The 25,926-nt window shown below is 53.9% G+C and carries 20 protein-coding genes and 5 pseudogenes; 12 read left to right on the forward strand and 13 right to left on the reverse strand.

The genetic code is table 11. The annotated features are described in order from the left end of the window. The first annotated feature begins 19 nt into the window (after positions 1-19). Positions 20-361 carry a carboxymuconolactone decarboxylase family protein gene (locus tag AB4O01_RS05355; protein ID WP_065945823.1) on the forward strand — a complete coding sequence of 114 codons (342 nt, stop codon included), beginning with the start codon at positions 20-22 and terminating at the stop codon, positions 359-361. A 406-nt stretch (positions 362-767) separates the two neighbouring features. Here AB4O01_RS05355 and AB4O01_RS05360 read toward each other — a convergent pair whose 3' ends face one another. The 3 genes and pseudogenes from AB4O01_RS05360 to AB4O01_RS05370 form a co-directional block, all read right to left on the reverse strand. Further along, a complete protein-coding gene (locus AB4O01_RS05360; protein ID WP_150707129.1) occupies positions 768-1,025 on the reverse strand; it encodes a DUF1652 domain-containing protein in 258 nt (85 codons plus the stop codon). A 63-nt stretch (positions 1,026-1,088) separates the two neighbouring features. Then, entirely contained in the window at positions 1,089-1,670 is a 582-nt protein-coding gene (locus AB4O01_RS05365; RefSeq protein WP_460092214.1) for a methyl-accepting chemotaxis protein, read from the reverse strand. A gap of 15 nt (positions 1,671-1,685) precedes the next feature. Beyond that, a pseudogene (locus tag AB4O01_RS05370) lies at positions 1,686-2,402 on the reverse strand (PAS domain-containing protein); the annotation flags it as partial. A gap of 311 nt (positions 2,403-2,713) precedes the next feature. Between AB4O01_RS05370 and AB4O01_RS05375 the strand changes: the two are divergent. Further along, entirely contained in the window at positions 2,714-3,688 is a 975-nt protein-coding gene (locus AB4O01_RS05375) for a helix-turn-helix domain-containing protein (RefSeq protein WP_460090911.1), read from the forward strand. A 175-nt stretch (positions 3,689-3,863) separates the two neighbouring features. On the opposite strand, the gene AB4O01_RS05380 is transcribed toward AB4O01_RS05375, so the two are convergent. The 3 genes and pseudogenes from AB4O01_RS05380 to AB4O01_RS05390 form a co-directional block, all read right to left on the reverse strand. Further along, positions 3,864-4,745: a methyl-accepting chemotaxis protein gene (locus tag AB4O01_RS05380; protein ID WP_460092215.1), complete on the reverse strand. Its 882-nt coding sequence runs from the start codon at positions 4,743-4,745 to the stop codon at positions 3,864-3,866. Positions 4,746-4,766: 21 nt separating this feature from the next. After that, positions 4,767-5,492: pseudogene (locus tag AB4O01_RS05385) on the reverse strand (MCP four helix bundle domain-containing protein); the annotation flags it as partial. Between the two features lie 145 nt (positions 5,493-5,637). Further along, positions 5,638-6,096 carry a hypothetical protein gene (locus AB4O01_RS05390; RefSeq protein ID WP_460090912.1) on the reverse strand — a complete coding sequence of 153 codons (459 nt, stop codon included), beginning with the start codon at positions 6,094-6,096 and terminating at the stop codon, positions 5,638-5,640. Positions 6,097-6,422: 326 nt separating this feature from the next. Between AB4O01_RS05390 and AB4O01_RS05395 the strand changes: the two genes are divergently transcribed. After that, the gene (locus AB4O01_RS05395; protein ID WP_460090913.1) at positions 6,423-7,385 is read left to right on the forward strand and encodes a GlxA family transcriptional regulator; all 963 of its coding nucleotides are present in this window, start codon (positions 6,423-6,425) and stop codon (positions 7,383-7,385) included. A gap of 116 nt (positions 7,386-7,501) precedes the next feature. On the opposite strand, the pseudogene AB4O01_RS05400 reads toward AB4O01_RS05395, so the two are convergent. After that, a pseudogene (locus AB4O01_RS05400) lies at positions 7,502-7,866 on the reverse strand (histone-like nucleoid-structuring protein, MvaT/MvaU family). Positions 7,867-7,974: 108 nt separating this feature from the next. On the opposite strand from AB4O01_RS05400, the pseudogene AB4O01_RS05405 reads away from it, so the two are divergent. Both AB4O01_RS05405 and AB4O01_RS05410 read left to right on the forward strand, forming a co-directional pair. Further along, positions 7,975-8,073 (forward strand): annotated as a pseudogene (locus AB4O01_RS05405) (DUF4113 domain-containing protein); the annotation flags it as partial. 800 nt (positions 8,074-8,873) lie between these two features. Beyond that, positions 8,874-9,932, forward strand: coding sequence for an ArsO family NAD(P)H-dependent flavin-containing monooxygenase (locus AB4O01_RS05410; RefSeq protein WP_460090914.1), 1,059 nt, complete (start codon positions 8,874-8,876; stop codon positions 9,930-9,932). Positions 9,933-9,987: 55 nt separating this feature from the next. Here the strand turns inward: AB4O01_RS05410 and AB4O01_RS05415 are convergent, their stop codons facing one another. Together AB4O01_RS05415 and AB4O01_RS05420 are read right to left on the reverse strand one after the other, a co-directional pair. Next, the gene (locus AB4O01_RS05415) at positions 9,988-10,764 is read right to left on the reverse strand and encodes an SDR family NAD(P)-dependent oxidoreductase (RefSeq protein WP_460092218.1); all 777 of its coding nucleotides are present in this window, start codon (positions 10,762-10,764) and stop codon (positions 9,988-9,990) included. Positions 10,765-10,807: 43 nt separating this feature from the next. After that, positions 10,808-11,746 carry a LysR family transcriptional regulator gene (locus AB4O01_RS05420; RefSeq protein ID WP_460090915.1) on the reverse strand — a complete coding sequence of 313 codons (939 nt, stop codon included), beginning with the start codon at positions 11,744-11,746 and terminating at the stop codon, positions 10,808-10,810. 121 nt (positions 11,747-11,867) lie between these two features. Here AB4O01_RS05420 and AB4O01_RS05425 point away from each other — a divergent pair, with 121 nt between their 5' ends. The 3 genes and pseudogenes from AB4O01_RS05425 (at position 11,868) to AB4O01_RS05435 (ending at position 15,927) form a co-directional block, all read left to right on the forward strand. Further along, entirely contained in the window at positions 11,868-12,794 is a 927-nt protein-coding gene (locus AB4O01_RS05425) for an alpha/beta hydrolase (RefSeq protein ID WP_460090917.1), read from the forward strand. A gap of 221 nt (positions 12,795-13,015) precedes the next feature. Next, a pseudogene (locus AB4O01_RS05430) lies at positions 13,016-14,469 on the forward strand (TrkH family potassium uptake protein). 135 nt (positions 14,470-14,604) lie between these two features. Beyond that, positions 14,605-15,927 carry a chloride channel protein gene (locus AB4O01_RS05435; RefSeq protein WP_186622309.1) on the forward strand — a complete coding sequence of 441 codons (1,323 nt, stop codon included), beginning with the start codon at positions 14,605-14,607 and terminating at the stop codon, positions 15,925-15,927. Positions 15,928-16,163: 236 nt separating this feature from the next. Here the strand turns inward: AB4O01_RS05435 and AB4O01_RS05440 are convergent, their stop codons facing one another. Both AB4O01_RS05440 and AB4O01_RS05445 read right to left on the reverse strand, forming a co-directional pair. Beyond that, on the reverse strand, positions 16,164-16,820 hold the full coding sequence (locus AB4O01_RS05440; protein ID WP_460090918.1) for a dTMP kinase: 657 nt from the start codon (positions 16,818-16,820) through the stop codon (positions 16,164-16,166). A 57-nt stretch (positions 16,821-16,877) separates the two neighbouring features. Beyond that, positions 16,878-18,059, reverse strand: coding sequence for a XylR family transcriptional regulator (locus AB4O01_RS05445; protein ID WP_460090920.1), 1,182 nt, complete (start codon positions 18,057-18,059; stop codon positions 16,878-16,880). A 175-nt stretch (positions 18,060-18,234) separates the two neighbouring features. Here AB4O01_RS05445 and xylA point away from each other — a divergent pair, with 175 nt between their 5' ends. The 4 genes from xylA (at position 18,235) to AB4O01_RS05465 (ending at position 23,559) form a co-directional block, all read left to right on the forward strand. Beyond that, positions 18,235-19,551: a xylose isomerase gene (gene xylA / locus AB4O01_RS05450; RefSeq protein ID WP_460090921.1), complete on the forward strand. Its 1,317-nt coding sequence runs from the start codon at positions 18,235-18,237 to the stop codon at positions 19,549-19,551. A gap of 148 nt (positions 19,552-19,699) precedes the next feature. Beyond that, entirely contained in the window at positions 19,700-20,701 is a 1,002-nt protein-coding gene (gene xylF / locus AB4O01_RS05455) for a D-xylose ABC transporter substrate-binding protein (protein WP_016986083.1), read from the forward strand. Between the two features lie 164 nt (positions 20,702-20,865). Continuing rightward, positions 20,866-22,422 (forward strand): D-xylose ABC transporter ATP-binding protein, encoded by a 1,557-nt coding sequence (xylG, locus tag AB4O01_RS05460; RefSeq protein WP_460090922.1) that lies wholly within the window; start codon positions 20,866-20,868, stop codon positions 22,420-22,422. Then, positions 22,423-23,559: a sugar ABC transporter permease gene (locus AB4O01_RS05465; RefSeq protein ID WP_093431645.1), complete on the forward strand. Its 1,137-nt coding sequence runs from the start codon at positions 22,423-22,425 to the stop codon at positions 23,557-23,559. A gap of 10 nt (positions 23,560-23,569) precedes the next feature. Here AB4O01_RS05465 and AB4O01_RS05470 read toward each other — a convergent pair whose 3' ends face one another. Beyond that, complete coding sequence (locus tag AB4O01_RS05470) at positions 23,570-24,493, reverse strand: LysR family transcriptional regulator (RefSeq protein ID WP_093431642.1); 924 nt, start codon at positions 24,491-24,493, stop codon at positions 23,570-23,572. Between the two features lie 94 nt (positions 24,494-24,587). After that, positions 24,588-25,787, reverse strand: a complete 1,200-nt coding sequence (locus AB4O01_RS05475) for an MFS transporter (protein WP_093431639.1) — start codon at positions 25,785-25,787, stop codon at positions 24,588-24,590. Positions 25,788-25,926: the final 139 nt, after the last annotated feature.

Genomic DNA, 25,926 nt, shown 5'->3' on the forward strand with positions numbered 1-25,926 from the left:
AATTTAAAGGTATACAAAAATGCACAACCATCAGGCTGATGCTAACTTCATGCGAGATCTCCAAGAGGCTGCCCCCGAAATGGTCGCGGCATTTTTCAACTTTGACAAAGCTGTATTCAACAAGGATGTCGGTAGCCTGAATTTAGCCACGCGGGAATTAATCGCTGTTGGCGTAGCAGTGACTACACAGTGTTCTTCTTGCATTACCGACCATGCGAAGCGAGCCATCAGCGCGGGGGCGTCGAAGCAAGATGTAGCCGAGGCGATCATGTTAGCGACAGCGCTTCGAGCGGGTGGAGGGATTACCCATGGATGGCAAGCGATGAAAGCTGCCCATCAAAGTGATGAGTCACGACGCTAAAGCAGTATTCGTCTGGGTACGTTTCAAAAAAACGCTATCGGATCGAAGCTGCGCGTCGCGGCAATCCGATCTTTGCACAGAAATAAAACGTGATGTGGACTTGCTTGGCGTGCCCGACCCTTCGAGTCTGGAAAAACATATGTGAGGCATTCAATCAGTCCATTAATGCAAGTTAGAGTTTACCAAACGAGGTCATTCTCATCTAATCACTTCACTCGAAAGTAATGGGTGCCAAACACACGGTGGGCACGCATAAGTATAGCACGGGATGTCTCCCACCCGACTTTATCGCCTTTTAGCAAACAATTTCGGTCGCTCCGGGTAAATCGGTATGAATATTTTACCGTGAGCAGGATGAAGGCACACAAACGGAAAGAATGTCGGGGTATAGAAAAAGACTGATCTCCTACCGATCTGAGAGAAACGAACGTCGGCAAGCTGCGATCTCAAAGCTCAGCTCTTCGATCAGCGTCGAAAGTCCGGAACTGGACGCAAGGATCTCACCACGGACAGCGGTAACAAGAAGATCCACACGACCAGAACAAGGTTCGTAAAGTTTGATAGTAAGGGTGCCATCTGCGCTCAATGTACAATCGCACGAAAGTGGTCGAAAAGCCGACTCAAGAGCCTTTCGCAACTTAAGCGCAGAATTTCCTGCTCGCATTTTTGACACCCAGAGACGCTCTATCAGAGGGTCTACTAAAATCAACCTATGAATGTATTGCTTTCAGTCACATTTAGAAGCAAACATGCTCACCGCCTCAACCGCATCGCTTGTTCCCCTTTGGATTTGGGATATAACCTCTCCCGCTTGATCAGACAGCTTCACGCCGCGCTGTGCACGTTCGCGCGTAGAAACCATGCTCGCCACCGCGTCGCGTGTCTCAGTAAGAACTCTACCGATCATTTCTGCAATTTCCGCTGTAGAGCGGCTTGTACGTCCCGCCAGCTGTCTGACTTCATCCGCCACTACCGCAAATCCACGACCTTGGTCACCGGCACGTGCTGCCTCGATTGCAGCATTCAGCGCAAGTAGGTTGGTCTGTTCAGCGATACCCCGGATAGTGTTGACGATAGCCGTAATTTGCTCCGATCTATCCCCCAACTCTCCAACCAATCGCGCAGATATTCCAATGCTCTCAGCTATTGAGCGCATTTCAATCGCTGTTTCGTGAATGACCCGCGCTCCTTGTTTTGCAACTCGCTCAGTTTCAGCAGAAATATGGTACGCACGTGATGCACCTTGGGCATCTTCGCCAATTTTCTCAATGCGAGCGGTAATGTCGCTAGCAAATTTTATAATCTTGATTAGCTTCCCATCATGATCGTAAACAGGGTTATAACTTGCTTCTAGCCAGACCGTTTTGCCGCTCTTGGCTATTCTTTTGAATTGGCCGCTAAAAAACTCGCCCGCGTTCAGGCGTCGCCAAAAATCAATGTATGCTTCTGTGCGCGTCAACTCCGGCTCACAAAACAAACTATGATGCTTCCCTTTTAATGCGGACAGCTCATAACCCACTACATTTAAGAAGTTCTGATTTGCACATATTATATTTCCACCTGTGTCAAACTCAATAATTGCCATCGCCCTGTCAATCGCATTCAATTTCGCGCGCAATTCTGAATCTCGAGCGACTTGCTCCGTTACATCAAAGGCGAATATTATTATTTTTTCGACTTTCCCAAAGGCGCCCAACAGTGGGCTATAAGTGGCTTCAATCCAAATAACTTCACCAATCTTCGTAATCCGAGGGAATGTACCAGACAATGACTCTCCTAACTGCAGCCTCTGCCAAAAAGAAGGATATTCAGGGCTTCGGCCAAAGCTCGCCAGGCAAAAGTCTTGGTGTGTTTTGCACAAAATCTCCTCAGCATTATAACCAAACAAGCGCAAAAAATTATTATTCGCACTTGCCACATTTCCCTCTGCATTAAATTCAATAATAGCCGTTGACCGATCAAGAGCCACAAACAATTCGTTAAGCTCGCTGCTTTTAGCTTCCAACTCGGACAGTTTTCTTTTCAGTGTTTTATTAAACATAATCAGCCCTTAGAAAATGATAACGAAATGAATAGTTATTACGCAGAATCTAAGAATAACCCTCTAACCCTAAAACTCAATCCACACCTAAACGCCAACTAGCCATTGGGCTGAAAATAGAGGGCTACCGTCAACTCGCGAGCAGGATAAATATGTCTTTTTATAAACACCAGCAACAAGCAAAAATAATCCTGCGCTTTTCTTTAGGACTGCGCTTTTTTTTGATTATCAATTCAAATGCAATAAAAACGGAATTGAATGCAGGGCGGGGCAAGAGCTATAATAGAGTTTTCTGTGACCACGAATGAATGATGGATATCTACAGCGCTAACAAACTACATTTTCATGACATAGGGGATGCGTCAGAGCACTTCCAAAGCTACGATAATTTCATGTCGATAACTCCGGGTTTAAATGGGACGCTAGACTATGAAAAAAGGTTTTGCGTTATGGGCACGTCATTCGTAAGTCTTTCTTATAGCCAGTCTGGATGGGGATATAGAACGTCGAACGAACTGGATGGTTTCTCTATTACAGTTCCACATTCTGGCTCTATGCAATGGCGCAACCATAATGGAATACACAGGGTCGAGCGAGGAGCTCTCGTAATCGCTGACCAGAGAGAAATATTTCTCGCGAATTATGCCGAGGGAATAAACTACACAACGATATATATTTCCAATGCTGACATGGCAAAACAACTTACCTTGATCTTAGGCTACCCCCCTAAATCGAGAATTTTTTTCGACGAAAGAACAAGCGAACGATGGCAGATTAATTCTATCCAGAGACTCGTAGAAACCATTTTAGATTTTTCGGAAAAATCACCAATATTTGTAAAAAGAGTTGCTGACAGCCTAAAAGAAAGCTTGATAGGTTTTTTTCTCTGCAACTTTCGTAACAATTACACTTTGAGTATCATCGGCCCCAAAAGATCCATCACGCTTACGCCTCACTTAATCAACATGGCTGCAGAATACATGGCATCCAGTGTAGACCCACACTTAACCGTGTGCGAAGTCGCCACCCATGCAGGCCTTAGCGTTCGCTCTCTGCAGATGGGGTTTAAGAAATTTAAGAATACAACGCCTATCGTCTTTTTGCGAGAGCAGAGACTAGAAAAAGCGAGGCGTATGTTAAATATGGAGGATAACTCCCTCACTCCAAAAGAAGTTGCATACGCATGTGGCTTCACCAATTATCAATCCTTTTGCAAATACTACAGTCTTAAATATTTCATTCATCCTTCGTTCATAGGACAGCACTCTCTTCGTAAGAAATCGTAACACACATGGGTTTATTAGGTGCAAGCAAGTTGAGAGAGGTGATTGGTGGCGGCTGGAAGATCAGCGAGCACGCAGCGACGGCTCCTGGGCTTTGCTGCGGGCTCATCTAGGGTATCGCGCCTAGTACGCGCGTTCCAATAAAGCAGCTCCTAAAGTATTTTCAAATGCACCAATATCAAACTTTGAACTTTTGAACGAGATGATTCAAGTTAACCGCTAGCCGACTGAGTTCATTGCTGGCCGTAATTGTTTGATTTGCACCCTCGCTGCTTTGGATCGCTAAAGATCTAATGCTCAACAAGCTCCTGTCAACGTCTCTAGCGACGTGTGCTTGTTGCTCCGATGCGACTGCGATCTGTAGGTTACGCTCGTTGATTTGTAGAACGGAATCCGTGATCTGCCGCAATGATTGACCCGCCCCCTCAGCTGTCCTTTTAGTATTATAAACTTCTTCAGTGCTTCGACGTATTGACTCGACTGTTGTTGAGGATCCACTCTGAATTGCTGTTATCATTTTCTCTATTTCCAAGGTGGAAATTTGAGTTCGATGCGCGAGCGCTCTCACTTCATCAGCAACAACAGCGAACCCTCTTCCTTGTTCGCCTGCGCGTGCGGCTTCAATAGCGGCGTTTAAAGCCAACAGGTTGGTTTGCTCCGCTATACTTCTGATTACGCCTACGACTTGGCTTATATCTTCCGCCTGCCCCGCCAATTCTGTCACCTGAGAGGCGGAGCTTTCCACAAGCTCTGTCAAAGTCTCTACGGCAGACAAAGTTTCGGAAACACGGAGATTACCGAGCTTAGCCGCCTCACTAGACTCTTGGGCTGCTTGGGAGGTAGAGTTTGCGTTACGAGCAACTTCTTCAACTGCAGAAGTCATTTCTGTTACAGCAGTGGCAGCTTGTTCAATTTCGCTATTCTGTTGCTGAAGATGCCGATCCGCAGCCTCAGTTATGGAGGTCATTTCGACTGCAGCTGAACTCAGCTGGATGGACGCTTCAGAGATTTCTAAAACTGTGTCCTGAAGATTCTTAGACATAAGATTGAGGGCAACCATTAGCCTAGAAACCTCATCTGTGCCCGTAATTTCAAGACGCCGCGTAAGATCCCCCGACGCAATTTCCTCAGCAAGCCTGAGCGAGTCCCCCACAGGCTTTACTATACTGCGCGTCAATGCTATAGCTAAAACAATAGTAAGTAAAAGAGAAACGACAACAATAGTAATTAGTACATTCACGCTTTCACTATAAACAACGCCCGCCTCGACCCCCAAAGCTTTTGCTTGTTCGGCATTGAACTGCCTAATAACATTAAGTTTTTCCTGAAATGAGCTGGCATTATCCGCTTGGGTAGAATTAGCAAATATCAAGGCCTGCTCATGCTCAGACAAATCAAGCTTTGACAATTGCGCAAGCCCTGCAATATAAATCTTCATTGCTTGATCTGCAGCCTCGAATTGCTCCCGATCCTTCTCACCAGCGATGAGGTTCTTACGATAGTAATCGCTACGCTCTTCTAATATTTGCACCGAATGCTGGACTTTAGCTTCGGCGGCGCTCTTCCCCGCCACATTTGTTGAGTTAGCAAGCATCCTGATGCTTTCTAGCCGGGCGTTAAGCAAGGAGATTTGGATATCATCGATAGTCTGCGTACTCGGCAAAGCATTTTCTGCTAACTGTTGTCCGGCGGCCCTTAAGTGAGATAGCTGCACGTAAGCGAACACACCTAAGAAAATGAGAATGGCAGTGATACTTCCGAAACATAAAGTAGCTTTAGTTGAAATACCTAAATTCTTGAAATTCATAGCGACTCCGACAGTCGTCTTTCATCACAAGCTAGCTAGCCTGGATAAGTATTTTAATAGAAGAAAATGCATAACATTGCGCTAGGCAATAACCCTAACTAGCTTTGCTGCGATACGGAAACAGCTCGTATGCTAGTGCGCTTCGTCAGGATTTGTCGACAAGACTAATTTCCGCATTAAATAATTCATCATCAAGCTTCTTCAAGGTTCGGATACTTTTAATTAACATTTCCTTATAGTCACGAAATGCCTCCCAAAGCGGATCATCCGGGTCATCCGGAATCTCCATTTCGAGATTGGCTGTAAGTGAATTGAGATAACTAAGGCTTTCGCCGATGTTACGCTTAATAGTCGTTTTCAATGCTTCAAGTGAAAAATTCAGCTTCTTCAATTCTCTAGCAAGCATATAGGAAGGCAACGAAGTAGTTTTATTGGAATCACTCACATCGAATTGCGTAGCTTTTTCCACCTCAAGATTAGCGAGCAAAAAGGTATGCTCAAGCGCCCGCACTGAAAAAACAATCCCACCTACATCCTCTACCATCTGCATGGTAAGTTCTTCGCATTTTCGAGTTGCTTCTATATATTTTTTTAATTTAGGCATTGTAGGAAACCAGCAGAGTTCGTTAACTATCATGAAATTATTATTTTCTTGTCTTCCATGACGACGAGCACACTCAAGCTGAACCAAAATTCTATGGCTGTCCCTCGCTTTGACGATGCCTTTACGCGCAAACTAGATCATATGCATGTTTACATAACCAAAAACACTGTCAAAGAATCAGTTTTTCCAATCTAACGTTGGCTTGAGGAATGCGGCGATGTGATGATACTACGCTATCATTTCGTCCGAAATAAATGACAACAGGTTGACGATTCACGCCAAAAGTGGATACATGTGCACTACATTGGTGCGCAGGAATCCGCTGAATGCTACCTAAAACGATTCAGTTCATCGCTTTTCCCAAAGCTAATTTAATCGACCTGGCCGGCCCTCTAGAAGTATTTTTAACAGCCAACTATTTTTCAGATCCGAAAGCTCCGCCCTACCATCTATCGATGGTTTCGCTTGATAGCGTAGCCGCTGTGCTTCCTGATACCTATATCCACACCGCCCTTCTAGATGAGAGCTCACTAGCCCCACATACGCTAATCATTCCGGGTGGGTTAGGCATATACGATTTCTGTAAACATCCCCAATTTAGCGCTGTATTTCAAGCTCACGCTGAGAAAGTGACGCGTCTGGTCTCCGTTTGCACTGGAGTGTTTGCACTAGGCGCAGCCGGAGCGCTCTCAGGCTGCAACGTTACAACGCACTGGTCTGCGTATGATGAACTTGAAAAAATCCATCCAGATGTTTTACTTCGTCGTGGGCCTATATTTGTCAACGATGGACGCATTTGGACGTCAGCTGGTGTCACCTCTGGTATCGACTTAGCCTTAGCACTTGTTGAAGCTGATTTAGGGCACGCTTTAGCTTTGAAAGTCGCGAAACACTTAGTCGTATTCTTAAAGAGGCCTGGTGACCAGAGTCAGTTTAGCTCTAGCTTAGATATGCAAACCAGAAGTTGCACTTTTTCTGATCTGCATGCATGGGTAAATGAAAACCTTGTAGCAGACTTGTCGATTCCGGCGCTTGCCAAGCGAATGCATATGAGCGAGCGTACCTTCATAAGAAAGTACAGGACAACAACAGGGCAGACTCCGAGCAAGATGGTCGAAAAGCTAAGAGTCGAAGCCGTACGTCACTTGTTGGTGAGCACCGAGTGCCCTCTCAAGGAAATCGCACACTTGACGGGACTGGGACATGAGGCAAGTTTGATAAGGAAATTTTGGAAGTTTTTTGGCGTAACTCCAAGTGAGTATCGCCAAAGATTTAAGTCAACCATATGAATGTACTGTCTGACCATCAGACTGCTGATATTACTCGTCAACGAGCGTTATAGCTGATCACGCATAGTAAAATTGTGAGCAAGAAGGCCGCATAAGGGCCTCGTTGCAGAAGGTGATTATTTGCTCAGCCAAGACTCAACAGTCGCAGCGCCGTGCTTTGTTTTCCACTCCTTTAGCGTTTTGTGATTACCGCCCTTGGTCTCTACGACTTCGCCCGTTTCAGGATTTTTATAAACCTTCAATTGGCGAGGTTGCGGCTGCCGGCTTTGGACTCGACAGCTGGAGCGCGACGACCATTTTGCGGATCAAGCAGGTTGATCACGTCCTTCAGGCTGTAGCCATATTTTGCGAGCAAATCGCGCAGCTTCGTTTCGAATTCGATTTCTTTCTTGAGGCCAGCATCGCCCTTGAGGGCCTCGAGCGCTTGTAGTTGTTCGGCGAGGTGTTTTTCGAGTTGGCGGAATTCGGCGAGTTTAGACATGAGAAACCTCTTCTAGATGTTTTACTACGTTACACCAAAAACGACACATATATGAACTGATAGGCGCTGTTGGCGCACGCACTGTGTAATAAATTAAATCCCGCAGAGGTCGCCTACACCGAACGAGCGGCGGAGAAGCTTCGTTCGTAAAATTCACTGTGCAAAAAGATCCGCGCGAGCATTCGGACGAGCACTTTCAATCCCGATTAGACGGTGAACTTGCTTGTAGAGAAGATGGCTCGCTACATGTCGATGCATTCGCACCGGTTATCTCCGACATCCAAGGCTTGGTAGCCGCGAATCCAATGTGAAGCATGCATTGTTGATAGTCGGTACTTTCTGTTCAGGAGTGTCGCGCGAAAATGAGGCCGTTGGACAAGCTTTACAGCTAGATAGCGTATCGCCATTATGGATGGCGGTATGGGTAAGGCATAGGGATAGACAGGCATATGGCATCAGTTTGGCAAACCGTTTTTTCACACCAAAACCTCAAGAGCTACGCAGAGGCGGCACGAGAAATCAATTCCCATTATCGGGTGCTTTTTTTGGATGGGTATGACTCGATTGTCCTCCTCTTTAGCTGTTCGCTCAACACCGCTAGCCCAGTGCAGGAGCTTGATCCTGCCGCCCTGCAACCCTGCTGGTGAGCAAGCACAAGTCCGAATGGTTAGCGTGAAGAACCAAAGCGCCTAAGTAGGTCATGAGTGCCATCTCACAAAGAGGGTGGACACTAAAGTTTTAGCATCATATTAAGAAACCGCCAGGGAAATTTCGGTTGTTTGTATGATCTTGATTTTTAACGATATTATATGTTCATGTTTCTCTAAATGCCGAAATTACACGGGTGTAAATTCGGTTGTTTGTGAAATCCTCGGCGCATATTGAAGAGATTCAATGAGTTGAGGAGGCTCCGTACGTTTGAGGAGATAGACAATTGAGCAACATCAACAAACGTCCACTTCAAATGGATTAACTTGACCTGACTTTCGCTGACCCAAGGATTCCCCATGCCTGCCGAAGTGGATGTTGCGATTATTGGCGGTGGCCAGTCTGCACTCGCCGTCGCTTACTTCCTGCGCCGTACCGGGCGTTCCTTTGTCATTATCGATGCCGAAGCAGCACCGGGTGGCGCCTGGCGGCATGGCTGGGATTCCCTGCGACTGTTTTCACCGTCGACCTGGAGTTCCATCGCCGGTTGGATGATGCCTCCGGTCACTGACGGTTACCCCAGTCGCGACAACGTAGTCGATTACCTGCGCCAGTATGAGCAACGCTACCAGTTTCCTGTCGCACGGCCCTACTGGGTCAACGCTATTGAACGTCGGGGCAATCACCTCAACGTAAAAGCCCAGGGTCGCAATTGGCTGGCCCGCACCGTGGTCAGCGCGACCGGCACCTGGCGCCATCCCTACCTGCCGCATTACCCCGGCAGCGAAACCTTTACCGGCCAGCAATTGCATTCGGCCCAATACGTTAACGCCAAGCCGTTTGCGGGGAAAAAAGTCCTGGTGGTGGGCGGTGGCAACTCCGGTGCGCAGATCCTCGCTGAAGTCTCGCAAGTGGCCGATGCCACTTGGGTCACTCCGCAGCCGCCAGAGTTTCTTGCCGATAACGTTGATGGACGCGTGCTCTTCGAACGCGCCACCGAGCGCTGGAAAGCGCAACTGGCCGGCATCGTCATTGAACAGCCCGTTGGCGGCCTGGGCGATATCGTGATGGTGCCGCCAGTCGTTGAGGCACGGGAGCGCGGCGTGTTGCACGCGGTTCGGCCGTTCCTGCGCTTCACCGAGACCGGCGTGACTTGGGCTGATGGCTCGCAAACGCCGGTCGACGCGGTGATCTGGTGCACCGGCTTCCGCCCTGCCCTCGGCTATCTGGAATCACTGGGCGTGTGTTCCGCCGACGGGCGCGTGGCCGTCAAAGGTACGCATTCGATTCAGGAACCGCGTTTGTGGTTGGTGGGTTATGGCGACTGGACTGGTGCCGCTTCCGCGACACTGATCGGCGTGACCCGAACGGCGCGCAGTACCGTTGAGGAAATTGAGCGGTTTTTGCTGGAGCAGTGAGTCGGCGCAGCGCAGTTCAGGCAACGTTGAGGTCCCTCTCAGGAATTAAAATGTCTTAACCCGCTTTGTTCTCAACCAGACAATTGCCTCCATCCACCACGAGCAGTTCACCGGTGATGTAACTCGCTTCAGGTGAAGCCAGGAATACAACGGCTGCAGCCACTTCGTCTGGTCGCCCCGCTCTCCCGAGAGGCGTAGAACGTGCGGCTTTGACTTCATCAGGCGTGCTCGACCCTGTAGCTATCCAGCCAGGGGCAACTGAATTCACCGTGATACCTTGATGAGCCACCTCAAGGGCTAGACTCATGTTCATTCCTACCATTCCCGCCTTTGCAGCACTGTAAGCAGCCTCCCCTGGATTACTGGCCCGCGTGCCGGTAGTTGAGCTGATGTTCACTATGCGGCCATAGCCTCTCGCTCGCATCCCAGGCAACACCCCTTGGGTTAACAGAAACGCAGTTGTCAGATTTCTAGCGATGGAAAGATTCCAGCTTTCGAGGCTCGTACTCGTGAACTCGGAGAACTGTTCTGGACTCCCTTGCATCGCCATACCGGCATTATTTACAAGAATATCGATGCGGCCCCAGACGGCCTCAGCCCAAGCGACGAATTCACTCACCTGAGTTTCCTGAGTCAAGTCGACCGGTCGACCCACTGCTTCGAAGCCGGCGGCACGTAACTCCGCAACCCGCTCATTGATGCGTGCGCTGCTTGCCGTGACGATCAACTTGGCCCCTTGAGCGCCGAGACGATGGGCAATGGCCATACCGATTCCAAGCTCACTGCCCGCTCCACTCACAAGTGCCACTTGATCTGTCCAGGTTGAATTCATCATCGTTGCCTCTGTAATTGCAATTACGCACCTCGCTCACTGATCAACCTGAGTGAGTGCCTTCCCCTAGGTGATGCTCCCATGGTGGGCATGGTGACCAAGCCTCCACGAGCTTATCGATGAAGAGTCGAATTTTTGGAGAGAGGTGCCGCTTGCTAGGGTAGATCACCCGAATAGGCTCTGCGGCCTCTGCATACCCAGCGAGCAATTGAACAAGCTTGCCGCTCCTCAAATCGTCGTTCACCACGTAGGAAGGAAGAGTCGCGATACCCAGGCCAGCGACAGCTGACTGGTGTAATGACTCAGCACTGTCCATCTGTAGCCTTCCACCATGAGTAACGGACACAGAGCTACCATTCACGCGAAAATTCCAGGGAAGCAATCTCCCACCGCTCACGAAATGCAGGCACTGGTGCTCGGACAAATCCTGAGGCGTTTTAGGCTCGGCATGCTGATCCAAATATTTGGGTGAAGCGCAGGTAATCATTTGTTGGTAGGCCACAGTGCGCGTTAACAACCGAGAATCTTCCTTCGGTGGCCCGATGCGCATGGCCAAATCAAATCCCTCATCGATCAGATCGACCAGCCTGTCAGAGAAGGTGATATCCACGCTCAGGGAGGGCCAATCCTTAAGACAGCACTCAATGTGCTGAAGGACATGAAGTCTGCCCAGCGCAACCGGCAGACTCATCCGCAGTCGCCCACTGGGTGTCGAACGACGAAACGCAAGGGCATCCTCCACATCATCCAGATCCTGAAGAACGCCCACACAGCGCTCATACAGGACCTGGCCGTCATCGGTCATGCTCAAGCTACGCGTAGTGCGATTCAGTAAACGTACCTGTAAACGAGCCTCGAGCCTGACTATCGACTTCCCCACTGCAGAGCGCGTAAGGCCAAGCTGTTTTGCCGCCGCAGTGAAGCTTCCAGCGTTTACCGAGCTCACAAACGCGGCAATATCATTCAGGTTATGGAGTTCCATTTGGCCTCGGTGGTCTCAACGTTCGGGCGGCTTAGCACCTGTTATGGGGAACCCTATTCCCCAATAGTAAGCATAGTATCTCAATTAGCTAATCCACTCTCAACGATCAATTGAGGTCATTATGAACACTAAAGTCCAAGCAGCCGTCCAAACCTGGGCCAATAGCCTTAGCGATCTGGTACCCGTTCTTAAGGGAATCGATACCACCACAAAAATGAGCGACATCCGCGACTCTTACGCAAAAATGCTCGCGCAAAATCCAGCGCCAGCTGGCGTTAAATTCGAAGCAGTCGACATGGGTGGCGTACCCGGCACACTGGTTACTCCGGACGAGATCAAAACCGACGCGGTCGTGATGTACATCCACGGCGGCGCCTACATTGTAGGTCGTCCAGACGGCTACCACGGCATCGGCGGCAACTACGCGAAAATGCTCGGTGCTCGTGTCTACATGCCGGACTACCGACTCGCTCCTGAGCACAAGTTTCCAGCCTCTATTGACGACACATTGCGCGCTTACGAATGGTTGCTTGAGCAGAAAATCCCGGCTAACAAAATTGCGTTCTCTGGCGAGTCGGCTGGCGGCGCAATGGTTGTCAGCGTCATGGTCGCGGCTAAATCGAAAGGGCTTCCATTGCCTGCGGTTGGCTCCTCCATCTCACCATGGGCGAACCTCGAACACACCGGTGCTTCCATGAGCAACCGTGAAGGTCTGGATCCTCTGAACTCCAAGCCTGTCCTGGACATCCTCGCCAGAGCATTCCTGGGCGACACATTGGCCAGTCATCCTCTGGCCTCACCTGTGTTCGCGGACGTCACCGGTCTCCCACCAATCTTGGTGCAAATCGGCGAGAACGAGCTGATGTTGAGTGATGCAATGCGCCTTGCAACTCACCTGGCTGATAACCGAGTTCGCGTCAACCTGGAAGTATGGCCGGCGATGTTCCACGCCTGGCACTTCTACGCCACCATGCTGCCAGAAGGTCAGCAGGCTATGGAGAGTTCCGTTCGCTTCATCGAGGCTGGCTTGGCCGACGCTAACCGTTAAAACGCAGAACAACCGCGATAGCTGTGTGGCTGTTGCGGTTTTGCTCATCCTGTTTCTATAAAAGCTTCATCAGGCTATTCAGAAAACCTGAGCAAGCTAGTTCCTCCCCCATAATGGGGTGCCATCTCTAATGGGTTGAGGGAAAAATTTTACGCAAAATTTACGGGGCTGAAGGGTTCGTCGTCCAATACTGCACGGCGCTAAATCAGTAGGTTCCTTTCATGTCACTTGCAGCACTACGGCTCATCGGTTTCATTCTGGGTATTTTTCTAATAACGCTGGCTGTGAGCATGGCTATTCCCATGATCACACTGGTTGCCTATGAGCGCAGCGATGACCTGTCGGCCTTCCTCTGGTCGAGCTTGATTACCTTCATCACTGGCCTCCTTTTGATAGCGCGAGGTCGTCCAGACAATGCCCAGCTTCGTCCAAGAGATATGTATCTACTAACGACTTGCAGTTGGGTGGCGGTATGTACCTTCGCGGCGTTGCCGATGGTGTTCATCAGTCAGATCAGTTACACCGACGCTTTTTTTGAAACGATGTCCGGCATTACAACCACGGGTTCAACTGTCTTGAGTGGTTTGGATACCGCTTCACCTGGATTGTTGATCTGGCGCTCAATGCTGCACTGGTTGGGTGGTATCGGCTTCATCGGCATGGCTGTGGCGATCCTTCCACTGCTGCGAGTGGGGGGATGCGTCTTTTCCAGACAGAGTCCTCAGACTGGTCGGAGAAAGTAACACCTCGCTCTCATGTGGCAGCCAAGTCCATTCTCTTTCTCTATTTTGGGCTCACTGGCGCCGGGGCAGCAGCTCTCTGGATCGCCGGCATGACGCCGTTTGAAGCGGTCAACCATGCCATGTCGTTGATCTCGACTGGCGGGTTCTCTACTTCTGACGCCTCGCTTGGGCATTGGACGCAGCCAGCGATTCACTGGATCGCGGTGGTCATCATGATTCTGGGTAGCCTGCCGTTTACCCTCTATGTCGCGACATTGCGCGGCAATCGGCGTGCGCTGCTCAAGGATCACCAGGTACGCGGGTTTATTGGTTTCCTGATTGTGACTTGGCTAGCGGTGGGGACATGGCTGTGTTTCCACAGCGACTACGGATGGTGGGATGCGTTTCGTATCGTGGCGGTCAATGTGACCTCGGTTGTCACGACCACCGGAATTGCTGTAGGTGATTACACCTTGTGGGGCAGCTTCGCAGTCTTGCTTTTTTTCTATCTGACCTTCGTCGGCGGGTGTTCAGGCTCAACAGCTGGTGGCCTTAAAATTTTCCGCTTCCAGGTTGCTGGTGCTCTATTAGTGAGTAGCCTGAAGCAGTTGATCCATCCTCGTGCGGTGATTCAAAAGAAGTACAACGGTCATCCGATTGACGAAGAGATCTTGCGTTCGCTTTTGACCTTCTCATTTTTCTTCACCATCACCATTGCAGTGATCGCTCTGGGACTCGCCCTGATCGGACTGGATTGGACGACAGCGTTGAGCGGAGCTGCTACGGCGGTGTGCAACGTGGGACCAGGCTTGGGCACAATCATTGGGCCCGCTGGTAACTTCTCATCATTACCTGACGCAGCAAAATGGTTGCTGACCATTGGCATGCTGCTGGGACGGCTGGAGATACTTACCGTGCTGGTACTCGTTACACCGGTTTTTTGGAGGTATTAGTCCTATCACTGGATAGATGAATACCTGTAAGCGCCAAAAGAGCCTGTCTTGTGGCGCTGCCAAAGCTGTTTGGAACAAGCTGCTTATTTGGTTAGTCTTGCGGTCAATATGGCGACTTCAAGGGGAGCCCTTCGGGTGATCAAACCGATAATGCTGTTACGCCGAGGCTTCGCCTCCATGCGCTGGCGTACTAGAGTCACATTATGGATTGCGGCAACCATAGCCGGCTTGCTGGTGGTGGCGTTTGCAAGGCTCGCGGACATAGCCCTGGCGCAGTTTGCTCAACAGACCGCAGAGCGAGCGTGGCTTCCTCTTGTTTACACCCCACTGATCGGCATGCTCGTAGTCTGGCTGACAACACGCTTTTTCGTCGGCGCCCAAGGCAGCGGAATTCCGCAGGTAATTGCAGCAACACGACTTGCGCGTCAAGGTAAGCCCATTAACAGACTGGTTTCATTGCGCATTGCTTTCGCCAAAATAAGCCTCGGAACTCTGGCGCTGACCGGCGGCTTTTCGGCGGGACGCGAAGGCCCATCAGTCCAGGTTGCCGCATCCATCATGCACTTCTTTCACCGCTTCCTGCCCAATGCGCGAATCGTGCGCAGCGAGGATCTCATTCTGGCGGGAGGTGCTGCGGGTATTGCAGCTGCATTTAATACGCCCTTGGCCGGGATCGCATTCGCGGTAGAAGAACTGGGACGCAAGTTGGAAACCCGTACCAGCGGTGTTCTGCTCAGCACCATCATCCTGTCTGGGATGGTTGCCATTGCCTTGCAGGGAAACTACAACTATTTCGGTCATTTCGGCATTCAGGACATCAACCTCGACATAGTCGTCCCGGCATTAGTCATAGGGATTGGTTGCGGGCTATTGGGTGGTTTATTTAGTCGAATGTTGTTATGGCCACAGCGGCATCCGCAGTTCATCATCTGGCAATGGCGGCGCCTACATCCAGTATGGTTTGCCGGCATCTGTGGATTGGTCGTCGCTCTATTGGGTTGGCTGAGTGGCGGAATGTCGTTTGGTAGTGGATACGGCATTACCTCTCAGGTCATCGCATCTGATGTAGTCCTGCCATGGCACGCTCCCATTACTCGCTTCCTGGCGACCGTAGTGACCTACTTCTCCGGTATTCCCGGAGGCATTTTCGCTCCCTCGCTCGCTGTAGGGGCCGCAGTAGGCGCCAATACCGCAGAGCTATTCCATCTGGCCGCGCAGCCCACTATTGCACTCTGCATGGTTGGTTTTCTGGCGGCCGTTACTCAGTCGCCAATCACCTCTGCAATCATTGTGATGGAGATGATTGATAGCCACAGTATGGTGATCAGTCTCATGGCGGTAGCCCTGATTGCCAAGGCTGTCAGTTCAAGAATGGGCCCTGAGTTGTACCAGCAATTGGCGCGAGGCTTTCTCGAGAATGCAGAAGCTGCCACTAAACCGAAGAATCCAACTCAATAAGCCTACCGTGTGATTCTGCTAGCCAGTGAGGTCAGTTGATCCTTTTCATGTTGCAGCGCCAACGAGCGATCATGTGCAATCCTTCAATGACTACGTCAATTGAGCACCGGGCGGCGCAGAAGTTTATTCGTAATGCCGAGAGTAGTTTGCGACCAAGCTATCAACTACAGCCTCTGGCCTTCCTGTGAATCGCACGTGGCGGTTGCCAGCGACACGGCGAACAAACTGTTCAAGGTTTATGCGATACCCTGAGCGCCAAGCCTGGCATCCACTTCGACGTTCAACCCAAGCACCTCATAGATCCGAGAAACCACCAGCATCGTCGCCTCCTCAACCGTTCCTTCATTACGGCACAACATCCAGCCGTGATCCTTGACCGCTTGCTCGAACATTTCCGTACACGCCACATGCTCTGCGTGCTTCTGGATCACAGTGCCGCCCAGTCCTCGTGATCGGTTAGCAGCCCTGGCCCATGAAATATCCGGATCGGTGACGACGCCGACATGCAGATCTGGCACCCGCACGTCTCGCTCCATATTCAATTGAAGAATCTCGGCAAACGGGATGGTTTGGCGAAACGCGGCATCCGAGGGATACCAGCGATCGATCAGGATGATGCTGTCCAGCGGCTGCTTCGTCAGAACGTTCTGGGAGATCCAGCGACGGCTATCCGCGAGGCGCTGACACACAGCCCACTCCAGATCCCGGCAAGGATTTCTCGCCAGAGTGTTAATCAAGGCCATGGTTTCACCCCTGAACGGATCGCTTTTTCTCTCGCAAAGCCGGATGACTTTCTGGTTGCCTGCCCTCAGTACTTGCGTAACGGCCTCCAACAGTGTGGTTTTGCCGGTGCCTTTGGGCCCATCCAGAGAAACGAACAGCGGACGATTCATTGTTCACGCAACAATCAAGACATTGATGCCCACTCTAACCTCATTTCCGGTATTCCATCAGCGCATCCCTGCCCCTTGCTGATACTCCCGCGGCGTACAGCCAAACTCCCGGCGAAACACCGTGTGCAGATACTGCGCAGATTTAAACCCGCAACTGCGCGCAACGTCGGCAATCACCGAGTCAGTATTTTTCAATCCGCTGGTGGCCGCTGCCAGTTTGAAACGCAGGATCTCGTCATGCACGCTGCAGCCTCGCTCGACGCGGAAATGCGCTTCGAGTGATGAACGCGACACACCGACATACGCCGCCACCTGCGCCGTTTTGATGCCCTGGCAAGCATATTGACGGATGAACAGCAGCGCTTGCATGACGTAGGGATTGCCCAAAGGCTGATGCAAGCTCGACACCTGCACGTTGACCGCATCGGGAGAAATCAGGATTTGTGTACCGGTGGACGGCATGCCATGGAGCATCTGATGGAGTAATTGCGCGGCGGTACGGCCCATGGTTTCGGTGCCCTGGATGACTGAACTCAGCGGCACGCGCGTCAGGCTGCGGGTCAGCGGGTCGTTGTCGATGCCGATCAAGGCCACTTGCTCCGGTACGGCGATGCCGGCGGTCAGGCAGGCTTGCAGCAACTGGCGCGCGCGGGCGTCGCTGACGGCGATGATGCCGATGGGTTTGGGCAGGCTTTGCAGCCAGGCGATCAGTTGTTCGACGGCGCTGTCCCACAGCGGTGCGCTGGTGCCCATGCCGCGATAGATTTCGCCGTGCAGACCATCGCGCTTCATCAATTTGCGGAAGGCTTTTTCGCGCTCTTGCGCCCAGCGATTGGCTTGCGCTTCAGGCAGGCTGAAACAGGCGAAACGCTGCAGTCCCGCCTCGATCAAGTGCGTGTAGGCCAGCGTTATCAGTGCGTTGTTATCGGTGGCGACGTAGGGAATCGCTTTCGGATAGGCGCGCTTATCCTCGTACGAGCCCCCTACTGCCACCACCGGCAACTGAATGTCGGCCAACGCCTCGCCAATCAACGGATCGTCGAAGTCGGCGATGATCCCGTCACCCTGCCAGCGCTCGATGCCTTTCAAACGACAGAGAAAATCCTCTTCCAGAAACAGGTCCCAGGAGGCCCGAGTGCTGCTCAGGTAGTTGCCGATGCCGCTGATGATGCCACGGTCGTAGATCTTGCTGCCGTTGAACAACAGGGCGATGCGGTGAACAGGCGGTACGGTTTTCATTGTTTTTATGCTTGTCCCGAGCCCCTTGTCACAGAGGCGATTGACACAGACTAGGCGCCTGGTCGAAGAAGCTCAATACGCAAAATCGCACTCCGTGTTGATGTTTTTCATAATCAGCAGGGCCGGGGCCGTTGCTAGTATCGAGACACCGCCAAGAACAACAAGGACAAGGTCCATGCAGTATTTCCCTGATGTCGAGCCGATTCGCTACGAAGGCCCAAACAGCGATTCCCCCCTCTCCTTCCGTCACTACGACGCCGACAAACTCATCCTCGGCAAACCCATGCGCGAACACCTGCGCATGGCCGCCTGTTACTGGCACACGTTCGTCTGGCCGGGTTCCGATGTGTTCGGTGCGGGGACGTTCAAGCGCCCTTGGCAACATGCCGGCGATCCCATGGAATTGGCGATCGGCAAAGCAGCCGCGGCCTTCGAATTCTTCTCCAAACTGGGTATCGACTATTACTGCTTCCATGACACGGACGTCGCTCCGGAAGGCCAGTCACTGAAGGAGTACCGCAACCATTTCGCACAGATGGTTGATCACCTCGAGCGACATCAGGAACAAAGCGGGATCAAGCTGTTGTGGGGCACCGCCAATTGTTTCAGCAACCCGCGTTTCGCTGCCGGCGCCGCGAGCAACCCCGATCCGGAAGTGTTCGCCTGCGCCGCTGCCCAGGTGTTCAGCGCCATGAACGCGACCCATCGCCTGAAAGGCGCCAACTACGTGTTATGGGGCGGTCGCGAAGGCTATGAAACCTTGCTCAACACGGACTTGAAGCGTGAACGCGAACAGCTGGGCCGCTTTATGCGCATGGTGGTCGAGCACAAGCACAAGATCGGTTTCACAGGCGACCTGCTGATCGAACCCAAGCCGCAGGAGCCGACCAAGCACCAATACGATTACGACAGCGCCACCGTGTTCGGCTTTCTTCAGCAGTTCGGACTGGAGCACGAAATCAAGGTCAACATCGAAGCCAACCACGCTACCCTGGCCGGGCATAGCTTTCATCACGAAATTGCGACGGCCGTCTCCTTGGGGATTTTCGGCAGCATCGACGCCAACCGTGGCGATCCGCAAAACGGCTGGGACACCGACCAATTCCCCAACAGCGTCGAAGAAATGACCTTGGCCACCTATGAAATCCTCAAGGCCGGCGGGTTCAAGAATGGCGGTTTCAACTTCGACTCCAAGGTGCGCCGCCAGAGCCTCGATCAGATCGATCTGTTCCATGGCCACGTCGGCGCCATGGACGTTCTCGCCCTGTCTCTGGAGCGCGCAGCGGCCATGGTGCAGAACGACGAGCTGCAACGGCTCAAGGACCAACGCTACGCCGGTTGGCAGCAGCCGTTCGGGCAGGCGGTGTTGACGGGTGACTTCAACCTTGAGTCGTTGGCCGAGCTCGCGTTCACCAACGAGTTGAACCCGCAAGCCGTCAGCGGCCGCCAGGAAATGCTCGAGAACATCGTCAACCGCTACCTCTATCGCTGATTGCTACGGGAATCTGCCGGCGCTTCGACGCTGTGACAATTGCACGACAATTCTGTGCCTGCGGCGTCTGCGGATTCTCTACAGTTTTACCAGCCCGATACTCATCGTCAGGCCGTGTCTTTCCAACAACAATAAAAGGACGCCCCATATGAAGAACGTAAAACGCACGTTATTGGCCACTGCTCTGGCCTTGCTGTCGCTGCCGGTGCTGGCTGACGCAGCCCACCCGAAAATCGGTTTCTCCATTGATGATCTGCGCCTGGAACGCTGGTCGCGTGACCGTGATTACTTCGTCGCGGCAGCAGAAAAAATGGACGCCAAGGTCTTCGTGCAATCGGCCGATGCCAACGAGCAGAAGCAGATTTCCCAGATCGAAAACCTGATTTCCCGGGGCGTCGATGTCATCGTCATCGTGCCGTTCAACGCCACGGTGCTGACCAATGCGGTGGCCGAAGCGAAGAAGGCCGGGATCAAGGTCGTGTCCTATGATCGCCTGATCCTCAACGCCGATGTCGACGCCTATATTTCCTTCGATAACGAAAAGGTCGGTGAGATGCAGGCCAGCGGCGTGCTGAAAGCGGCGCCCAAGGGCAATTACTTTTTGCTCGGTGGTGCGCCCACCGATAACAACGCCAAGATCCTCCGTGAAGGCCAGATGAAAGTGCTGCAACCGGCCATCGACAAGGGTGATATCAAGATCGTCGGCCAGCAGTGGGTGAAGGAATGGAACCCGACCGAAGCGCTGAGCATTGTTGAAAACGCCCTGACCCGCAACGACAACAAAATCGACGGCATCGTCGCTTCCAACGACGCCACGGCGGGCGGCGCCATTCAGGCACTGGCGGCGCAACAACTGGCCGGCAAGGTGCCGATTTCCGGGCAGGACGCCGACCTTGCCGCAGTCAAGCGCGTGATCGCCGGCACGCAAACCATGACCGTTTACAAACCGCTGAAACTCATCGCCAGCGAAGCCGCCAAGCTCTCGGTACAACTGGCGCGCAACGAAAAACCCGCCTTCAGCTCGCAGTACGACAACGGCAGCAAAAAAGTCGACACCATCCTGCTCACGCCAACCCCGCTGACCAAGGACAACATCGACCTGCTCGAACAGGACGGCTTCTACACCAAGGCGCAGATTGCCGGGAAGTGACCCCATCACAAATCCCCGGTTATACGAAAACCCTTGTGGGAGCGAGCCTGCTCGCGAATGCGGTGTGTCAGTCAACGAAGCATTGTCTGAACTGACGCTTTCGCGAGCAGGCTCGCTCCCACAGGCTTCGTGGTGTGTGAGTCTTTGATATACGAGCCCTCTCCATGTCCGACTATCTGCTGCAAATGAACGGCATCGTCAAAACCTTCGGCGGTGTCAAAGCGCTGAACGGCATCGACATCAAGGTCAGGCCCGGCGAGTGCGTTGGCCTGTGCGGCGAGAATGGCGCCGGCAAGTCGACGCTGATGAAGATCCTTTCGGCGGTCTACCCCCACGGCACCTGGGACGGTGAAATCCTCTGGGACGGGCAACCGCTCAGGGCGCAATCGATCAGCGAAACGGAAGCTGCCGGCATCGTCATCATTCACCAGGAACTGACGCTGGTGCCCGACCTGTCGGTGGCCGAAAACATTTTCATGGGCCACGAGCTGACACTGCCCGGCGGACGCATGAATTACCCGGCGATGATTCACCGCGCCGAAGCGCTGATGCGCGAACTGAAAGTCCCCGACATGAACGTATCGCTGCCGGTTTCGCACTACGGCGGCGGCTACCAGCAATTGGTGGAAATCGCCAAGGCCCTGAACAAGAAGGCCCGCCTGCTGATCCTCGACGAGCCTTCATCAGCCTTGAGCCGTTCGGAAATCGAGGTGTTGCTGGACATCATTCGCGACCTCAAAGCCAAAGGCGTGGCCTGCGTCTACATCTCGCACAAGCTCGATGAAGTCGCCGCCGTGTGCGACACCATTTCGGTGATCCGCGACGGAAAACACATCGCTACCACCGCCATGGCCGACATGGATATTGCGCAGATCATCACCCAGATGGTCGGCCGCGAAATGAGCAACCTCTACCCCTCCGAGCCGCACGCTATTGGCGAGGTGATTTTCGAGGCCCGGCATATCACCTGCTACGACATCGACAACCCCAAGCGCAAACGGGTCGACGATGTTTCCTTCGTGCTCAAACGCGGCGAGATCCTTGGTATCGCCGGGCTGGTCGGCGCAGGCCGCACCGAACTGGTGACCGCGCTGTTCGGCGCTTACCCCGGGCGCCACGAGGGCGAAGTCTGGCTGGACGGGCAAGCCATCGACACGCGCACGCCGCTCAAGTCCATCCGTGCCGGCCTGTGCCTGGTGCCGGAGGACCGCAAGCGCCAAGGCATTATTCCTGACCTAGGCGTTGGCCAGAACATCACCCTCGCCGTGCTGGACAACTACTCAAAACTGACCCGCATCGATGCCGAAGCCGAACTGGGCTGCATTGATCGGGAAATCTCGCGCCTGCACCTCAAGACCGCCAGCCCGTTCCTGCCGATCACCAGCCTCTCGGGGGGCAATCAGCAAAAAGCCGTGCTGGCGAAGATGCTGCTGGCCAAACCCCGGGTACTGATTCTCGATGAGCCGACCCGAGGTGTGGACGTCGGCGCCAAATACGAAATCTACAAGTTGATGGGCGCACTGGCCGCTGCCGGCGTGTCGATCATCATGGTCTCGTCGGAACTGGCCGAAGTGCTTGGCGTTTCCGACCGCGTGCTGGTGATCGGCGAAGGCCAGTTGCGTGGTGACTTCATCAACCATGAACTCACCCAGGAACAGGTGCTTGCCGCCGCCCTCAGCCAACCTGGCAGCCATAACAATAATGATCGGAAAACCGCGTAAATGAATCAGGTCAAACAACTGTTCACCCGCTACAAAATGCTCGCGCTGGTGTTTGCCGTGGTGCTGATCTGGCTGTTCTTCAGCTGGCAGACCGAGGGCGGATTCCTGACCCCGCGCAATCTTTCCAATCTGCTGCGGCAAATGTCGATCACCGGCATTCTCGCCTGCGGCATGGTGCTGGTGATCATCAGCGGCGAGATCGATTTGTCGGTCGGCTCGTTGCTCGGTCTGCTCGGGGGTCTCGCGGCGATTCTCGATGTGGTCTACCACATTCCGCTGTTGGCGAACCTGAGTCTGGTCGCCCTGTGTGGCCTGATGATTGGCCTCGCCAACGGTTACATGGCGGCTTATCTGCGCATCCCCTCGTTTATCGTCGGTCTGGGCGGCATGCTGGCGTTTCGCGGGATTCTGCTGGGGATTACCGGCGGCACGACCATCGCGCCGGTATCGCCTGAACTCGTCTACATTGGCCAGGGCTACCTGCCCCACGCGATCGGCACCGGCCTGGGCATTCTGTTGTTCGCGCTGACTGTGTTTCTGACCTGGAAACAGCGGCGCAATCGCGCCCTGCACGGCCTCGCGGCGCATTCGTTGGTGCGTGATGTCGTCCGCGTGTTGGTGATCGGCGCCGTGCTCGCCGCTTTCGTGCAGACGCTGAACAGCTATGACGGCATTCCCGTGCCGGTCCTGCTGTTGCTGATTCTGCTGGGCGTGTTCAGCTACGTGACCAGTCAGACCGTGTTCGGGCGGCGCGTCTATGCCGTGGGCAGCAACATGGAAGCGACGCGCCTGTCCGGGATCAATGTGCAGGCGGTGAAGCTGTGGATTTTCGGGATCATGGGCGTGATGTGCGCCCTCGCCGGCGTGGTCAACACTGCGCGCCTCGCCGCCGGTTCGCCCTCGGCCGGGAGCATGGGCGAACTCGACGCCATCGCCGCCTGCTTTATCGGCGGTACTTCCATGCGCGGCGGTTCCGGCACGGTGTACGGCGCCCTCCTCGGCGCGCTGGTCATCACCAGTCTGGACAACGGCATGTCGATGCTCGACGTCGACAGCTATTGGCAGATGATCGTCAAGGGCAGCATCCTGGTGTTGGCGGTTTGGGTGGATGTCAGTACGCGGACCGGGCGCCGTTGAGCCGCAGGCATCACGCAGCGGGCGTGGTCGCGGCCACCGGGCTGAGAATTTCCATGAGGAAATCGATAAACACATTGATCCGGCTGGACCCTCGGTGATTGGGTAAATACAACGCGTTGATGCACGTGCTGGCGCTGCCGGGATTGACCTCGTACTGCTCAAGCAAGCGGGTCAGCCGGCCGGCTGCCACGTCGTCGCGTACCAGCCAGTCGGCCAGCAGCGTCACCCCGCCGCCGCCGATGGCGGCTTCGCGCAGGATGTCGGCATTATTGCTTTGCAGGCGCCCATGCACGTTGAGCTGAATGGGCGCGTCTTCATTCTGAAAAGTCCAGTGCTGGTGGGTGGCGCCGTAATCGAAACGCAGGCATTGATGCTCCAGCAAATCCCGTGGGTGACAGAGCGCTGCGCTACGCGCCAGATACGCCGGACTGGCCACCACCCAGCGTTCGAACTGCCCCACGCGTTTGCTGACGATGTCTTCACTGACCACCGACGACCCCAGTCGCACCGAAACATCGATCTGCTCGCTGAGCAGGTCGCTGACCTGATCGCTCAGCGACAGACTGATCTCAAGTCCCGGATGCCGCTCAAGCAAGCGGCTCAGGTGCGGCGCAATCAGGCGCCGACCGAACTCCACCGGCACGCTGATACGCAGACGGCCCTGCGCTTCGGCGCCACGATCGGCAACGACGGCATCGGCCTCGTCAATCGCGTCGAGAATCGCCACGGCTTTTTCGAAATAGGTCTGGCCGGCAACGGTCACGCTGGTGTTGCGCGTGGTGCGATTGAGCAGGCTCGCGCCCAACTCGTGTTCCAGCCCTGCGACTTGCCGTGTCACTGACGACGTTGATATCCCGAGTTTGCGCGCTGCCGAGGAATAGCCCCCGCAGCGCACGGTTTCCACAAACATCTTCAGTGCCAGCAACTTGTCCATATGCGGGGTCCGGTCGAAAGGGAACGCGGATGATTGTGCATCACTGTTCCCCCCTCGTCTTGTACCGCCGTGCTTGCCCGCACTCGCCGGTTGTTCAGACATCGGCCTGGCGACTCAGGAACAAGCCAAGCGCCAGCGCTGGCAACAGCGCCACAGCGACGGCGGACAGGTTCCAGCCGAAATGCTCGTACAACGGGCTCGCAACCAGCGACCCCAGCGCGCCGCCGACGAAAATACTGGTCATGTACACGGCGTTCAGGCGCGCACGGCTGTGCGGATCGAGGGCGTACACCTCACGCTGGCCGAGCACCATGTTCAATTGCACGGCGAAATCCAGCAGCACCGCGCACACCACCAGCCAAACATAGCCGCTGCCCGGGAGTGCGGCGATCAGCAGCGAAACCGGCGCCAGCAGCAATGCGACCAGCGTGCCGCGACGACCATGCCCGGCATCGGCCAGACGTCCGGCAATCGGCGCCGCAATGGCACCCACCGCACCAACCAGCGCGAAGATCGCGACTTGCGCCTGAGTGAAGCCGTGGTGACGCATCAGTTCAATCGGCGCGAGAGTCCAGAACAGGCTGAAACTGGCAAACAGCAGCCCTTGATACAGCGAACGCTGACGCAACAGCGGATAGCGCCGGGCCAAGGCAAACACCGAACCGATCAACGCAGCATACGAAGCTTTATGCGTCGGCAGCCGACGCGGCAGCGCCACCGCAGTGACCAGCGCGATGACCGCCATCAGGGCCGCCGCGCTGTAAAACACCCCGCGCCAGCCGAACACTTCAACCAACAGGCTCGACAGTGGCCGCGACAACAGAATGCCCAGCAGCAGACCGCTCATGATATTGCCGACGACGCGGCCACGACTGGCCTCGGGCGCCAGGTGTGCCGCCAACGGCACAAGGATCTGCACGGCCACCGAGGTCAGACCGATCAGTAAAGACAACAGCAGGAACATCGACGGTGAATGGGTCAGCCCGGCGCACAGCAATGTGACGCTCGCCGCCAAAGTGAAGCCGACCACCAGCCGGCGGTTTTCCATCAGGTCGGCCAGTGGCACCAGCAGCAACAGGCCCAGTGCGTAGCCAAACTGCGTCAGAGAAACGATCAGGCTGGCATTAGCGCTGGACAGACCGATCTGCGGTGCAATCAGTTCGACAATTGGCTGCGCGTAATAAAGATTGGCCACGACCGCGCCACAGCAAAATGCCAGGAACGCGACCATCAGGCCGGACAGTGAAGTTGGCTGTTCGGCATTTGCCGCAACGGCCGGGTTGCCCGTGAGCATGATGACACCTCATTGAGTTCAGGAAAGTGCTGCCAAGGCTACGGCCCTGTGACGACGCGCAGAATCCACGCGGCGAGCAACGCAGTGATGCGTCCGGTGCAACGGCGCAAGCGTTGCTTCTCGCGCAACGCGCTGTTGC

This window comes from Pseudomonas sp. S2_E02, from assembly GCF_054668355.1.

Coding starts and splice junctions, on each gene's coding strand:
- AB4O01_RS05355 (WP_065945823.1), top strand. CDS start 20: ATGCACAACCATCAGGCTGATGCTAACTTCATGCGAGATCTCCAAGAG.
- AB4O01_RS05360 (WP_150707129.1), bottom strand. CDS start 1,025: ATGCGAGCAGGAAATTCTGCGCTTAAGTTGCGAAAGGCTCTTGAGTCG.
- AB4O01_RS05375 (WP_460090911.1), top strand. CDS start 2,714: ATGGATATCTACAGCGCTAACAAACTACATTTTCATGACATAGGGGAT.
- AB4O01_RS05380 (WP_460092215.1), bottom strand. CDS start 4,745: ATGGTTGCCCTCAATCTTATGTCTAAGAATCTTCAGGACACAGTTTTA.
- AB4O01_RS05390 (WP_460090912.1), bottom strand. CDS start 6,096: ATGCCTAAATTAAAAAAATATATAGAAGCAACTCGAAAATGCGAAGAA.
- AB4O01_RS05395 (WP_460090913.1), top strand. CDS start 6,423: ATGCTACCTAAAACGATTCAGTTCATCGCTTTTCCCAAAGCTAATTTA.
- AB4O01_RS05410 (WP_460090914.1), top strand. CDS start 8,874: ATGCCTGCCGAAGTGGATGTTGCGATTATTGGCGGTGGCCAGTCTGCA.
- AB4O01_RS05415 (WP_460092218.1), bottom strand. CDS start 10,764: ATGAATTCAACCTGGACAGATCAAGTGGCACTTGTGAGTGGAGCGGGC.
- AB4O01_RS05420 (WP_460090915.1), bottom strand. CDS start 11,746: ATGGAACTCCATAACCTGAATGATATTGCCGCGTTTGTGAGCTCGGTA.
- AB4O01_RS05425 (WP_460090917.1), top strand. CDS start 11,868: ATGAACACTAAAGTCCAAGCAGCCGTCCAAACCTGGGCCAATAGCCTT.
- AB4O01_RS05440 (WP_460090918.1), bottom strand. CDS start 16,820: ATGAATCGTCCGCTGTTCGTTTCTCTGGATGGGCCCAAAGGCACCGGC.
- AB4O01_RS05445 (WP_460090920.1), bottom strand. CDS start 18,059: ATGAAAACCGTACCGCCTGTTCACCGCATCGCCCTGTTGTTCAACGGC.
- xylA (WP_460090921.1), top strand. CDS start 18,235: ATGCAGTATTTCCCTGATGTCGAGCCGATTCGCTACGAAGGCCCAAAC.
- xylF (WP_016986083.1), top strand. CDS start 19,700: ATGAAGAACGTAAAACGCACGTTATTGGCCACTGCTCTGGCCTTGCTG.
- xylG (WP_460090922.1), top strand. CDS start 20,866: ATGTCCGACTATCTGCTGCAAATGAACGGCATCGTCAAAACCTTCGGC.
- AB4O01_RS05465 (WP_093431645.1), top strand. CDS start 22,423: ATGAATCAGGTCAAACAACTGTTCACCCGCTACAAAATGCTCGCGCTG.
- AB4O01_RS05470 (WP_093431642.1), bottom strand. CDS start 24,493: ATGGACAAGTTGCTGGCACTGAAGATGTTTGTGGAAACCGTGCGCTGC.
- AB4O01_RS05475 (WP_093431639.1), bottom strand. CDS start 25,787: ATGCTCACGGGCAACCCGGCCGTTGCGGCAAATGCCGAACAGCCAACT.